The organism is Streptomyces sp. NPDC049970, assembly GCF_040660235.1.
Classification (GTDB): Bacteria; Actinomycetota; Actinomycetes; order Streptomycetales; family Streptomycetaceae; genus Streptomyces.
The window spans coordinates 351,909-366,142 of the sequence record NZ_JBFALP010000006.1; the positions used below are offsets into that span (position 1 = coordinate 351,909).

The following is a 14,234-nucleotide window of genomic DNA, read 5'->3' on the forward strand; positions in this document are numbered from 1 at the left end:
CAGCGTGCGAGGCCGCCCGCTCCGCGCCCTCGCATCCTTCGTTCGGGGCCACCGGCTTCCCGGATTGGTACCGGGCGCCTTCGGGCGTTCCGTGTCACCCGTTCGGAGGGGGAAGCGGTCGCCGTCAGCCGAGGGTGATGCGGCGGAACCTCCTGAGCGCGAGGAGCATGAACGTCGCGGTGATCACGCAAGCGCAGAGCGCGGCGTACGGAAGCGCGTGCACCACCGGCCATGCGTCCCCTGCGGGGATTTCCCCCGGCGCGGGGTTGCCGAAGAGCTGCCGTACGGCGGTGGCGGTGGCGGAGACCGGGTTCCACTCCGCGACCGTGCGCAACGGGCCAGGCATGGTGTGTGTCGACACGAACGCCGACGACACGAACGTGACCGGGAACAGCCAGATCAGCCCCGCGCTCTGGGCGACCTCGACACTGCGGGCCAGCAGCCCGATCGCGGCGCCGACCCAGGACATCGCGAAGGCGAACAGGAGGATCAGCGCGTAGGCGAGCAACGCCTCGGCCGGGGACGCTTCGATGCGCCAGCCGACCAGCAGCCCGCAGAGCGAGGTGACGACCAGCGTCACCGTACTCATCGTCAGGTCGGACAGGGTCCGGCCCAGGAGTACGGCCATCGCGGGCATCGGCAGGGAGCGGAATCGGTCCACTATCCCCTTGTCCATGTCGTTGGCCAGGCCCAGCGCAGTGAACGCCGCGTTGAAGGTGACGGCCTGGGCGAATATCCCGCCCATCAGGAACGTCCGGTACTCGGCCCCGCCGAGGCTCCCGCCGAAGACGTACGCCAGCAGAAGGACGAACATCACCGGCTGTACCAAGGCCGCGATGACCGAGCCCGGTGTGCGGCGCAGGTTGAGCAGGTTGCGCCAGGCGATGATGGACGAGTCCCTACCGAGCCTCTGCACACCGGTCACCGGACACTTCCCTGGGCGCCGGCGCCGACGGCCTCCACGGCGTCGTTCAGCGGTGCCCCGGCCGAGACCGGCTGACCCGTGAGGGCGAGGAAGGCGTCGTCGAGGGTCGGTGGTGCCAGTTCGATGTCCCGGACCGTGATGTTCGCCAGCCGAAGGCAGCCCAGGGCGTATTCCAGGGTCTGGGCGCCGTAGTCGGTGGTCACCGTGAAGCGACCGGTACGCGGATCGAGTTCCGGGCGGTGCGCGCCGAGGGAGGACAGGATGCCGGCGGCGGTCGAGCGCGCCTCGGGCAGCCCGACCGTCAGCGAGAGCCGCTCGCCGCCGACCCTGGCCTTGAGCTCGGAGGCGGAGCCTCGGGCCACCACGGCGCCGTGCTCGATGACGACGATGGTGTCAGCCAGCTGGTCCGCCTCCTCGAGGTACTGCGTGGTGAGGAGAACCGTCGTGCCCTCCGCCACGAGATCCCTGACAGCGCGCCAGGTGTCGGCCCTGCCTCGCGGATCGAGTCCTGTGGTGGGCTCGTCCAGCACGACGACGGGGGGCCTGGCCACCAGTGCTCCGGCGAGGTCGAGCCGTCGGCGCATTCCGCCGGAATAGGTACCGCTCGGCCGGTCCGCCGCGTCCTCCAGATCGAAGCCGTCGAGCAGTTCACGCGCCCTGCGGTGCGCGGCGCGGCGCGTGAGGCCGTAGAGCCGTGCGACGAGGTAGAGGTTCTCCCGTCCGGTGAGCTTCTCGTCGACCGCCGCGTACTGCCCGGAGAGCCCGAGGTTGCGGCGTACGGCCTCGGGGGCCTCCAGCACGTCGTGCCCCGCCATCCAGGCACGCCCGCCGTCCGGTCTCAGCAGTGTGGACAGCACCCGCACCGTCGTGGTCTTGCCCGCGCCGTTGGGGCCGAGGACTCCCAGCACGGTGCCGGGTGCCGCTTCGAGGTCCACCCCGGCCAGCGCCCGCTTCCTCCCGAATCTCTTGGTGAGCCCTTCGGCGCGTATCGCCGTCCGGGCCTGCGGTGTGGTCATGGGTGCCTTTCGTCGCGCTGGTGAGGAGGCGGGCCGTGGTGGTCAGGCGACCCGCACGCGCGCGCTCCTGGGGGTGATGTCGGTCCAGTTCACTTCCACGTACTCGAGGCAGGCGGTGTGCCCAGCCGGGCCGAACACCTCGTCCCAGCCGGCCGGTACGGCGGCGAACGACGGCCACAGCGCGTGCTGTCCCTCGTCGTTGACCAGTACGCGGTGCTCGGTCCGGGGGTCGTCGAACGGATTCGTCATGAGAGTTCTCCCTGTGCGGTGTGTCGGTTGGCGCGCAGTGCGGCCGAGACCGTGGTGCCGATCTGTTCGCGCGCGGCCGGCGCCATCATCTGGGCGTGCGCGCAGGCCACGTCGTGGTTCTCGATGTGCCCGTCCACGTACGGGGTCCAGAGGTCGAGTGCGAAGGTGTCCCGGGGGCGCCCTTCGGTGGCTGTGAAGAAGAGCACGGGCCCGTGGAAACGACGCGGGGTGTAGGCGCGCATCAGCCGGGCCTGGCCTGCGAAGTTGTCGACCATCGCGTCGATCGTGGCCGGTTCCAGGGACCCGAGGGGACTTCCGGCGCGGCGGAACTCCTCCCGTACGGAGGCGGCGTCGACCTTGTCCACGCCTGCCGCGACCTCCTCGCCGACGCCCATGTTGGCCAGCAGCGCCCGGAACACGGTGTCGCGGCCCGCGCTGTCCAGGTCGTCCAGCGGGGCGAGCGGGAAGGCGTCCAGGATCGTCAGCAGGGCCACCTGCTCCCCCGCCTCCTGGAGCTGCACGGCCACTTCCTGGACGACGTTGCCGCCGAACGACCAGCCGAAGAGGTGGTACGGCCCGTGCGGCTGTACGCCGCGCAGCTCGCCCACGTACACGGAGGCCATGTCCTCGATGCTGCCGGGGAACTGTGCCGTGCCGTCCAGGTTCGGTGTCTGAAGCCCGTACACCGGCTGGTCGCCGTCGAGGTGCGGGAGCAGCCCGCCGTACGACCAGGCCAGGCCGCCCGCCGGATGGACGCAGAACAGCGGGGGCCTGCTGCCGGTGGTGCGCAGGGGCAGCAGTGTCGCCAGCGGGTTGTCCTGCGAGCCGTCGAGCAGCCGCTCCGCGAGCGTGGCGACGGTCGGGGCCTCGAACAGGCTGCGGATGCTGACGTCCACACCGAGTGTGGTCCTGATCCGTCCGATGAGGCGGGTGGCCAGGAGGGAGTGGCCGCCCAGGGCGAAGAAGTCGTCGTCGATCTGGATCTTCTCGTGGTCCAGTACCTCCGCGAACAGGGTGCAGAGCACGTCCTCCCGCGGATTGCGCGGGCCGCGCCCCGTCCCGGTGGCCCCCGTGGCCGACGCCGGGTCGGGCAGTGCGACCCGGTCGAGCTTTCCGCTCGGTGTGAGCGGAATGCGGTCCACCGCCAGCCATCCGGACGGCACCATGTAGGCGGGCAGCCGGGCCGCGGCGTGCTCCCGCAAGCCGGTGAGCAGGCCGTCCTCGGCGTCGGGACCGTCCGCACCGGCTCGGGCGCCGGTCGCCGTCACTAGGTACGCGGCGAGGCGGGTTCCCTCCGGTCCGTCGCTGTGCGGCACCACCGCCGCCTGGACGACGTCGGGATGGGACTCCAGCACGGCCGCGATCTCGTCCGGCTCGACGCGGAAACCGCGTACCTTCACCTGGCCGTCGTCGCGCCCTGCGAACTCCAGGGCGCCGTCCGAGGCTCGCACCGCCCGGTCGCCGGTGCGGTACATCCGCGCTCCGGCCGGGCCGTACGGATCGGGCAGGAAGGCACACGCGGTCTCGGACGGACGGCCGTAGTAGCCGAGCGCGGGGCTGTCCCCGGCCAGGTAAAGATCACCGGTCACGCCGACGGGCACCGGCCGGAGCCGCGTGTCGAGCAGGTGGGCGCGGGTGCCGCCAACGGGTGTGCCGAGCACCGGACGCGTGTGGTCCCGGACGTCGGCGGTGAGCGTGTCGACCGTGGCTTCGGTGGGTCCGTAGAAGTTCAGGCTCCGTACGCCGGGATGCTCCCGCAGGGTGCTCCACAGCGCGGCCGGTACGGCCTCGCCGCCGAGGATCAGGACGGCCGGTGCGTGGCCGGGCGTGGAGAGCAGACCGGTGTCCAGGAGCTGGCGGACGTGGGTGGGGGTTGATTCCAGAACGTCGAGCCCCCGGATGCGGACGGCCTCGGCCAGCGCCTCCGGGTCGCGCCTGGTGAGGTCGTCGAGGACGTGGAGCGTGTGGCCGTCGATCATCCACAACACCGGGTCCCAGGACGCGTCGAAGGACAGGGCGGCCGTCAGTGCGACCTGGAGGCGGTGTTTCCCGCTCGCCCGGACCGCCGGGCCGAAGACGTTCCGGCGGTGGTGTTCAAGCAACCGGGCCAGCGAACCGTGGCCGACGAGCACCCCCTTGGGGCGGCCGGTGGAACCGGAGGTGTGCAGCAGGTAGGCGGGATTCGCGGCGCCGGGCCGGGCAGCCCGCGCGGAGTCCGTCACGCTCTCCGGGGGCCGGGCGGTCTGCGGCCCATCGAGGTTCAGCCGGCGCCATCCGTCCCCGACGCGGGGAGCGGTGGCGTCGACGGTGAGCACGACGCTCGGGCGGGCGTCGGCCAGGACTGCGTCGATCCGGCCCTGCGGGAGGGAGTCGTCGACCGGGGCGTAGACGGCGCCCGCCTTGAGCACACCGAGCAGTGCCGCTATCGAGTCGACACTCCTCGGCAGCAGCACGGCCACCGGCTCACCCGATCCGATGCCGGCGCCCCTGAGCAGCTCGGCTATCCGGTCGGAACGGTCGTCGAGCTCCGCGAAGGAGACGCTGCCGTCGGGAGCCGTGACCGCGATGTCGCCGCTGCGTGCCGCGGCGACGGTCTCCGTGAAGCGGTCCAGCACGGTGGCCGGCGCCGCTCCGCCGTGGCCGCCGTCGCCGAGCGCCAGCAGCCGGTCGCTCTCCTCGGCGCCGATCAGCGGCAGGTCGGATATCCGGGTGCCGGGCGCGCGGACCGCGTGCGAGACGAGCCTGCCGAACCAGTCGGCCATCCTCTGTGCCGTACCTCTGTCGAACAGGTCGTGGCTGAACTCCAGCGTGCCCGCCAGGGACGCGCCCTCGTTCGCGGTGCCGGACCGCTCGGTGAACGAGAAGGACAGGTCGAACTTGGCACCGCCGGTGTCCACACCCTCGACCTGGGCGTGCAGCCCCGGCAGGTTCAGCTGGGGCGGGCGGTGGTTGTTCAGGCCGAGCATGACCTGGAACAGCGGGTGGCGGACCGGCGAGCGCGTCGGCCGCAGCGCTTCCACCAGCCGCTCGAAGGGCAGTTCCTGATGGGCGTACGCGGCCAGATCGGTCTCCCGCACCTGCGCGAGGAGGCCGTCGAAGGACGGGTCGTCGCTCAGGTCGGTGCGCAGGGCCAGCGTGTTCACGAAGAATCCGACCAGCGGCTCGAGCGCCTCGTCGGTCCGCCCTGCCACGGGCGTACCGATGACGATGTCGGAGCCGCCGCCGATGCGGTGCAGCAGAGCGACCAACGCGGCGTGGAGCACCATGAAGGTGCTGGTGGCCGACGACCTGGCCAGGCGTGCGAGAGCCGCCGTGGTCTCCGAGCTGAGGTGCAGCGGGACGGTCCCGCCCCGTCCGCCGGAGGTGGCGGGCCTGGGACGGTCGACGGGCAGCGGCGTCTCTTCCGGAGCTCCCGTCAGCTCTCCATACCAGTACGAGAGTTGGCGGGTGGCCAGCGAGGCGGGGTCGGCGACCTCGCCCAGCAGGCTTCTCTGCCACAGCGTGTAGTCCGTGTACTGGACGGGAAGCCGGGCCCAGTTCGGCGCACGTCCGGCCGTCCGAGCGGCGTACGCGCCGGCCAGGTCCTGGGCAAGCGGGCCCATCGACCATCCGTCGGCCGCAATGTGATGCATCGTCAACAAAAGTGCGTGACGGTCCTCACCGGTGCTGAACAGCGCCGCGCGCATCGGCACCTCATTTGTCAGGTCGAACGGGTCCGCCGCCGAGTCCCGCAGCGCCGCGTCGAGAGCCGCCTCTTCCACCGGCATGGCCGGCAGAGTGATACGGGCATCTCCCGGGGCCAGCACTGCCTGGTACGGCTCACCGTCGACGGTCTTGATCAGGGTCCGCAGGCTCTCGTGCCGCGTCAGTACGTCGCAGAGCGCGTGGTGCAGTGCCCGGTGGTCCAGCTCGCCGCGCAGCCGCACGGCGATGGAGATGTGGTAGGCGGCGGTGCCAGGATCCAGCTGGTGCAGGAACCACAGGCGCAGCTGCGCGGGCGAGAGCGGCGGACGGTCGGGTCGGGTGGTCCGCCGCAGCGATGGCCGGGCGTCCCCGGCCTCACCGAGCCGTTCGGCGAGTGCGGCGGGGGTGGTGGACTCGAACAGGGCGCGTACGGGCAGCTCGACACCGAACGCGGAACGGATCCGGCCGATCAGCCGGGTCGCCAGCAGTGAGTGTCCGCCGAGTTCGAAGAAGTCGGCGGTGCGGGAGACCTGATCGTGTCCCAGGCTCTCCGCGAACAGGGCGCAGATGATCTCCTCCGGCGCCGAGCGCGGCGGGTCGTCGTCCGCCGCCCCCGCTTCGGCCTCCGGCGTGAGCGGCAGGGCCGCGACGTCGACCTTCCCGTGCGGGGTCAACGGCAGCGTCGCGACCGTGACGACGGTGCCCGGCACCATGTGGGCGGGCAGCCTGTCGGCGACGTAGGTACGAAGCGTCCGGCCGACGGGGTCGCGGCCGGGGGCCGCGACCACCCAGCCGACGAGCCGCCCGTCGCCCCCGGCACTCTGGCGGACGGCGACGGCACACCGCGCGACGTCGGGGTGGCCGGCCAGAACGGTCTCGATCTCGCCGGTCTCGACCCGGAAGCCCCGCACCTTGATCTGGCCGTCGGCGCGGCCGACGTACTCGAGCCGTCCTTCCCTGCGCCGTACGAGGTCACCGGTGCGGTACATCCGGGTGCCCGGCGCGCCGTAGGGGTCGGGCAGGAAGCGGGTGGCGGTGGCCACCGGCCAGTTCTCGTATCCACGCGCCAGCCCGGGTCCCGCCAGGTGCAGTTCACCGGTGGCGCCCGGGGCGACCGGCTGCAGCCGTGCGTCGAGCACCCGGGCCTTGGTGCCGTTGACGGGGCGGCCCAGGTGCGGCCGGGAGCCGGGCAGGATCCGGCCCATCACGCTGTCGACGGTCGTCTCGGTGGGCCCGTAGAGGTTCCACACCGTGACGTCGTGCAGCGTGGCCAGCTCCTGCCACAGCGCGTCGTTGACGGCCTCCCCTCCGAGGGCCAGAACCCGGGGCCGGGGCCGTCCCATGGCGAACAGGCCACAGGCACGGAGCTGTTCCAGGAAAGACGGGGTGGTCTCCACCACATCGATCGCCCGTTCGTGCAGAAGCGCGGTGAGCGCCTCGGGGTCGCGGCGGGTCGCGTCGTCCACCAGATGCAGTTCATGGCCCGCGGTCATCCAGAGCAGCGGGTCCCACGACGCGTCGAACGTCATGGCCGCGGTGAGAGCGACCCGCAGAGGAAGACCGTTGTTGCCCTTCTCCGCGGGCTCCATCAGTCGCTCCCGGTGGCCGGTCAGCAGATTGGCCAGCGACCGGTGCTCCACGACGACACCCTTGGGCACCCCCGTGGAGCCGGAGGTGTACAGGACATAGGCGGCGTCCCGGCCGCGCGGCGGGGCTGGCAGCGGCCCTTCGGCACCGCGCCACGATGCCTCTCCGTCCAGGAGCATCACGTCGGCCTCACCGGGCAGCGCTGCACGCGTACCGGCCGTGGCGAGCACCAGGCGCGGCGCCGCGGTGTCGAGGATCAGCTGGTTGCGGGCGCGCGGCTGCGACGGGTCGACCGGGACGTACACGGCGCCCGCACGCAGCACACCGAGTACGGCGACGATGTGCAGCGAGGTGCGCGGCAGGGCCACGGCGACCCGGTCTCCCGCGACGATTCCGGCTTCGGTCAGCGCGGCTGCCAGCCGGTGGCCGAGAGTGACCAGCTCGCCGAAGGTGAGGCGGCCGTCAGGGGCCGTCACCGCGGTGCGGCCCGGCTGCACGGCCGCTCGCGTCTCCAGGACGTCCACCACCGTCCACTCCCCCTCCGGCTCACCCGGCCGCGTCAGAGACCCGCCGGTGACCGGCTCGGCGGCGGGGAGCGACAACTCGTCAAGGGCGCCGGCGCGCTGTCCGGCGGTCAGGTACACAGCGTCCGCCGAGGGACGGTCCGGATCTGCGAGGAGGGCCGAGAGCAGCCTGGAGAAGTGCTCGGAGAACCGCTCGGCCGTGTCCCGGTCGAAGAGGTCCTCGCTGAACTCCAGCTCGCCGGAGACTCCGGCCGGCACGCCCTGGTCGTCGTGGTGCTCGGCCAGGTCCCAGGTGAGGTCGAACTTGGCGCCCGTACGTCCCACCGAGGACTCGTGAGTGACTGTCAGGTCATCAAGCACCGGTTCCGGCGGAGGGGTGTTGTTCAGGCTCAGCATCACCTGGAAGAGCGGATGGCGGGAGAGCGACCTGGCCGGGGCCAATTCCTCCACGATCCGCTCGAAGGGGATGTCCTGGTGGGCGTAGGCGGCCACGTCGTCCCGCGCCACCCGGCGCACCAGTCCACGGAAGTCCGGCGCGCCGGAGGTGTCGGTCCGCAGCACGAGGGTGTTGACGAAGAAGCCGACCAAGCCGGTGAGGGCCTCGTCGGTCCGCCCGGCCACGGGGGTGCCGATCGCGATGTCGTCCCCCGCGCCGAGGCGGGACATCAGGGCCGCCAGCGCCGCGTGCAGCACCATGAAGCCGCTGGCCCCGCAGTCTCCCGCGAGCCGTATCAGCGCGCGGTGGTCAGCGGCGCCGATCCGAATCGGAACGCTTCCGCCGCGTCCCGAGGACCGGCTCGGTCGCGGCCGGTCCGTCGGGAAGGCTGACTCCTCGGGCAGATCGGCCAGTGCGTCTACCCAGTGCGCGAGTTGGCGTGCGGCGATGGAGCCTTCCTCCCCCACGTCGCCGAGCAGACGCCGCTGCCACAGGGCGTAGTCGGCGTACTGCACGGGAAGCTCGGCCCAGTCAGGTGCCGCGCCCGAGCGGCGCGCCGCGTAGGCGGTGGACAGGTCCCGCATCAGCGGTTCCATCGACCAGCCGTCCGCCGCGATGTGATGCAGCGTCACAACAAGGAGATGCTCGTCGGGGCCGACGGGAAACAGCCGCGCCCGGAGGGGGAGTTCGCGGCCCAGGTCGAAGGGGGCGGCATCCGGCCGCACCGGGTCCGTGACTGCCATGACGCTCAGTCCCGGCCACGCCGACACGGTGGGCAGGACTGTCTGCTCGGGTCCGTCCGGACTGTCCCGCACCAGCGTGCGCAGGATCTCGTGGCGGCCCACCAGGTCCGCCAGGGCCTGCGCGAGCGCCTCCCGGTCGAGCGCCCCGCGCAGCCGCAGGGCGACCGGGAGGTGGTAAGAGGTGCCGGCGTCGCCCAGGGTCTCCAGGAGCCAGAGCCGCTGCTGCCCGAATGAGAGCGGTACCCGGTCCGGGCGAGGCCGCACGGCCGTCACGGCCGGCCGGGCCGGTGTGGCGTCGCCGAGCGCGGCCACGAGCCCGGCCGGGGTGGGTGCGGCGAACAAAGCCCGGATCGGGAGCTCAGCGCCGAACTCGCCCCGGATCCGGCCGATCAGCCGCATCGCCAGCAGGGAATGGCCGCCCAGCAGGAAGAAGTCGTCGTCCCGGCCCGCCCTCGGCAGCCCCAGGCACTCCGCGAAGACGGCACACATCCGGGACTCCTCGGGAGTGCGCGGCCGCCCTCCGTCGGAGGCAACGGGCACGGCTTCCGGGAGCCCGGCCGTGTCCAGTTTGCCGTTGGGTGTGATCGGCAGACGCGGCACCGTCGCCCAGGCGCTCGGCACCATGTGGCCCGGCAGCAGCGCCGCGAGCGCGTCCCGGACCTCGGCGTGACCGGGTGCGGGTGCCTCGGTGGTCGCGGTCACCAGGTAGGCGGCGAGGCGTTCGGGTCCGTCCTGCGGAGCGGTCAGGGCGACCGCCGCGTCCTCGACGCCGGGCAGGCAGCGCAGGGCCGCCTCGATCTCGCCCGTCTCCACACGGAAGCCCCGCACCTTGATCTGCCGGTCGCTGCGGCCGTGGAACTCCAGTGTGCCGTCGTCGCTCCACCGGGCGAGGTCGCCGGTGCGGTACATCCGGCCGCCGGGCCGTCCGTACGGGTCCGGCATGAAGCGTTCGGCGGTGAGGCCAGGGCGCCCGGCGTAGCCGCGGGCCAGGCCCTCACCGGTGAGGTACAGCTCGCCGACCCCGCCCCGGGGCAGCGGGTGCAGCGAGGGGTCCAGGACGTACGCGCCCGCGCCGGCGACGGGTCGCCCGATGACGGGTGATCCGCCGGTGATCCGGGTGGTCACCGCGTCGACGGTGGTCTCCGTCGGGCCGTAGTAGTTGAAGACCAGCAGCGCGGGGTCGCCGGCGAGCTCGTCCCACAGCGCGTCGTCGACGGCCTCGCCGCCCAGCGCGATGACCCTGGGCCGGTGCCGTGGGTCGGTGAGAAGCCCGGCCGTCAGCATCTGACGCAGGTAGGTGGGGGTCGTCTCGATGGCGTCGATGCGCTGCTCGACGAGGAAGTCCACCAGCGCCTGCGGGTCCCGGCGCACGTCGTCGCCGACGATGTGCAACTCGTGTCCGGCGACCATCCACAGCACCGGGTCCCAGGAGGCGTCGAACGAGGTGGCGGCGCTGAGCGCGACCCGCGGCCTGCGGCCCAGCACCTCTTCGGCCGGCCCGTGGATCTCCCGCCGGTGGTGGTCGAGCAGATTGCTCAGCGAGCGGTGCTCGACGACGACACCCTTGGGTGTGCCCGTGGAACCGGAGGTGTAGATGACGTACGCGGCGTCGTGGGGAGCGGGCCCGACCGGCTCGCTCCGCTCGGTCTCCGCCGCCGCCCCGGCAGGATCGACCAGCGGCACGCTGCCACCGGGGTCCGTCAACCGGGCGGACTCGGCCGTCGCGACGAGCGCCACCGGCCGGGAGTCCTCGATCATGAAGGCCAGCCGGTCCGCGGGATAGGACGGGTCGAGCGGCAGGTACGCCGCCCCTGTCCGCATCACCGCGAGCATCGCCACCACGAGGGCGGTTGACCGGGGCAGCCCGACCGCCACACGGCTGCCGGGACCGGCCCCGCGAGCAGTCAGCACGGCGGCGAGCACATCCACCTGCCGGTCGAGCTCCTCGAAGGTGAGACGGGTGTCGGAGCAGACCACTGCCGTCTCGTCCGGGGTGCTGCGGGCCTGTCGTGCGAGCTGCCCGGGCAGCGGGCACAGGTCGCTTGCGCCGGATTCAAAGGGGAGCCGGGGGGCCCCGAGTCCGAGGACCTCGAGGTGCTCGTCGTCACCGACGAGGCTGAGGGAGCCGATCGTGCGCTGCGGATCGCCGGCGAACGCCTCGACCACGCGGCAGAAGCGCGCATGGTGGTCCGCCAGCTCCCGCTGGGTGTAGAGGTCCGGGTTTCCGAGCAGGTCCACATGCATCCCGCCATCGGCGTACGAGGCGTGGACGGCCACGGCCAGGTCCTCGACCGGGCCGATGGACAGGTTGTGCAGTGTCGCGGTGTGGGGGCCGAAGCGCAGGGACTCGTCGAAAGCCAGGATGTTGACGGACGGCCCGGTCAGTGGTGTCCGGTCCCCGGCCGTGCCGAGCTGGTGGCGCAGGCTCTCGGACGGGTGGCGTTGGTGCCGCAGGACGTCTCGGGCCCCGGCGGAGGCACGCTTCGCCAGGTCCGCCACACGGTCGGCGGGGGATATCGCGAGACGTAGGGGCAGCACGTTGCTGAGCATCCCGGGCGTGGAGCGGGCCAGGGCGGTCCGCCGGCCGGTGACCGGCAGCCCGAGGACGACCTCTCCGAGTCCTCGGCCCCGGTGCACGCAGACTGCGAGTGCCGCCATGAAGAAGGTCGGCCAGCCGGTGCCGGCCCGTCTGGCGGCGGCCCGAAGCCGTGCCGTCTCGTCCGGCGTGAACTCCCGGCGCACCGAGAGCGCCCCGTGTCCGGGAGGCCCGCTCCTGCCTGCCAGGCCGGTGGGAGCAGGCCCACCGGCCAGTCGGTCCGTCCAGAACTCACGGTCCAGGTCGTGTTGTTGTGAGGAGTTGTAGGCATCCTCCTCTTCGAGGAGAGCGGCGAGCGAGGCCACCGGCCGGGCCGGCGGTTCGGCGTCCGGAGCGTCGGCGAGGGCCGTGTACAGCTCGGCGATGCGTGCGAGGGCGAGCACGGCCCCGTAGCCGTCGAGCACCAGGTGGTGAACCTGCTGGTGGAACAGGTGGCGGGCCGAGGAGAGGCGGTAGAGCGTCATCCGCACCAGCGGTCCGGTGCCGAGATCCGTGGGCATCGCGAGGGCCTGTTTCATACGCCGTACGGCTTCGGCGTGCGAGTCCTCGAATTCCGAGAGGTCGACCATCGGCACGTCGATCTCGGCAGACCGGTGGACGCGCTGGAAGGGAATTCCGTCCCGCTCGCCGAAGGTGCTGCGCAGGGCATCCATTTCGTCCACTGCGTGAGCGACCGCGCGCCGCAGCAGGCCTGGTTCTATTCGGCCCCGGATATCGGCGTACTCGGCGACGTTGTAGGACGGATTCGCGGGATCGAGCCGTTGGGCGAACCAGAGTCCCCGCTGAGCGGCGGTCAGGCGCAGGATGTCCGGCGGAGTCCCCTTGTGCGGTGCGACGGTCACGCGATTTCACCTCGGTGGAAGACCTGCGGGAGCACAAGGCCGGTGGGCCGGTGCCGGAGGCAGGGCGGAACAGGACGGGTGGGCCCGGTGGACGGCGGAACCGGGTCTCCGGGGGGGGGAGGTGTGACTCAGGGGCCCGAGGGTGGGTCGGACGCGGCCGCACCCGGCCGGCCGAAGCCCACACCCGCGCCTCCCTGTTGACAGGTGCATCGCGATTGCGAACCTCGTCCGACAGGACACCCGCACACGTCGATGGCCTCCGATAAGTAGATGTGTCCCCCGAATGGGCCCTCACATGAGTCGTTCGGAGGCACTGGCGTCCCGGATTGCACATGTGACACACGCCACACGGGCGCCGCGAGGTTTTGCACTTCGCTGACGCATACCAGCCAACTCGTCAAGAAGTTCTCGCCGGCCACCCATCCGGGTGAGGCGCAGCACCGAACCTCCGGCGTCAGACCTTTCGTTCCGCACAGTCCGGAGAACCCATGAACCTTGTCCGCACACCTCTACGTTGGGCGATCGCATCCGCAGCAGCGGGCGTACTCGTACTGACCGGCGCATCCGCCTCCGGGGCCTCGGTCACCCCCGAGCCGTCGGCCCGGCAGGCCGGGTCCACGGCTCCCGCGGCCTCCGGGACCGCGGCCGAATCCGGTTCGACCGGACCGCTCAGCTCCTATCGCGGCATACAGGGCGGCAACCTCTGTCTGCTCGCGCGCTGCACGGTGGGGAATTCAGGACCGGGCGGGCACACCGGGCCCAGCAATACCCAGGGGTTCAACCTCTGCCTGCTCTCCGCCTGCACGGTCCGCCCCTGAGAACCCGTGAGAACCCTGAGGACTTCTGAGAATCGCTGAACACCCTTCGCCGTACGCATTCCACCCCTCGTCATCCGAGCACCCGAATGCGTACGGCGAAGTCGTTCGGTGCCTCCGGTGCAAGGTCGACCCGTCACTTCGCGGTCGGCCAACGCCTGGACACGCAGCGCGGCGCCCGGGCCCGCAGGCGGAAGTACGCACGGCCACATCCCACTGCCGTACGGGGGGCGACAGTCCGAATCCGCACGCGTGCGGCCAGGATCCACATCGGGGGACGGCGGCTGTCGCAGAGCGCCACCGACCAGGACGGCTCGGTGTGCCGCGCCTACTTCGCCACCGGCTCGCTCACCGGCAGCGCCGACACGAGTGGTCGCCGGCGCGCGACCGGCTCCGGAACTCCTCGAGCGGAGCGGGCACTGCCTCGACGTGGCGGCGGACTCCCGGGCGCCGGGAGCCAAGGTCCAGCAGCGGCGGCCGCCGGTCGGCGTGCTGCTCCAGCAGCGTGCGGCGCTCCAGCAACCGGTGACGTGCCAGCGTGTCGAAGGCGTCGCAGGGGCGGTGGCGCTGCACATGCCCGAGCAGCTCGTCGATCAGGGCGAAGGTGTCGGCCGGATCGGCGCTCTCCACCGGATGGGGGCTGGTGGCGGGGCGCGTGCGCCCCTTGGGCGGCATCACGGCCTCCAGGCAGGCGTGCACGGCGCCCAGCAGCGCGCCCAGCCGGGCGCTCTGCGCGGTGCTGAGCTGGCCGCCGTGCCGGTGCCGGCCGTCGATCCACGGATGCAGCGCATAGGCGTGCCCGCCGACGACGGCGACG

5 protein-coding genes and 1 pseudogene are annotated in these 14,234 nt (G+C 72.1%); 1 reads left to right on the forward strand and 5 read right to left on the reverse strand.

The annotated features are described in order from the left end of the window. Positions 1-124: 124 nt before the first annotated feature. From AB0I83_RS15035 to AB0I83_RS15050, 4 genes are read right to left on the reverse strand one after another with little or no spacing between them, the layout of a single operon-like run. Positions 125-925 carry an ABC transporter permease gene (locus AB0I83_RS15035; RefSeq protein WP_356529632.1) on the reverse strand — a complete coding sequence of 267 codons (801 nt, stop codon included), beginning with the start codon at positions 923-925 and terminating at the stop codon, positions 125-127. After that, positions 922-1,941: an ATP-binding cassette domain-containing protein gene (locus AB0I83_RS15040; protein ID WP_363304862.1), complete on the reverse strand. Its 1,020-nt coding sequence runs from the start codon at positions 1,939-1,941 to the stop codon at positions 922-924. The genes AB0I83_RS15035 and AB0I83_RS15040 overlap by 4 nt, the downstream gene beginning before the upstream one ends. Positions 1,942-1,983: 42 nt before the next feature. Further along, the gene (locus tag AB0I83_RS15045; protein WP_356529629.1) at positions 1,984-2,190 is read right to left on the reverse strand and encodes an MbtH family protein; all 207 of its coding nucleotides are present in this window, start codon (positions 2,188-2,190) and stop codon (positions 1,984-1,986) included. Beyond that, positions 2,187-12,602: an amino acid adenylation domain-containing protein gene (locus tag AB0I83_RS15050; RefSeq protein ID WP_363304863.1), complete on the reverse strand. Its 10,416-nt coding sequence runs from the start codon at positions 12,600-12,602 to the stop codon at positions 2,187-2,189. Before AB0I83_RS15050 ends, AB0I83_RS15045 begins: the two co-directional genes overlap by 4 nt. A gap of 488 nt (positions 12,603-13,090) precedes the next feature. Here AB0I83_RS15050 and AB0I83_RS15055 point away from each other — a divergent pair, with 488 nt between their 5' ends. Next, positions 13,091-13,420: a hypothetical protein gene (locus AB0I83_RS15055; protein WP_363304864.1), complete on the forward strand. Its 330-nt coding sequence runs from the start codon at positions 13,091-13,093 to the stop codon at positions 13,418-13,420. A gap of 345 nt (positions 13,421-13,765) precedes the next feature. Here the strand turns inward: AB0I83_RS15055 and AB0I83_RS15060 are convergent. Next, positions 13,766-14,234: pseudogene (locus tag AB0I83_RS15060) on the reverse strand (hypothetical protein); the annotation flags it as partial.

Bases quoted from the DNA above. Each gene is read 5' to 3' on its own strand.
- AB0I83_RS15055 (WP_363304864.1), top strand. From the start codon at position 13,091: ATGAACCTTGTCCGCACACCTCTACGTTGGGCGATCGCATCCGCAGCA.
- AB0I83_RS15045 (WP_356529629.1), bottom strand. From the start codon at position 2,190: ATGACGAATCCGTTCGACGACCCCCGGACCGAGCACCGCGTACTGGTC.
- AB0I83_RS15040 (WP_363304862.1), bottom strand. From the start codon at position 1,941: ATGACCACACCGCAGGCCCGGACGGCGATACGCGCCGAAGGGCTCACC.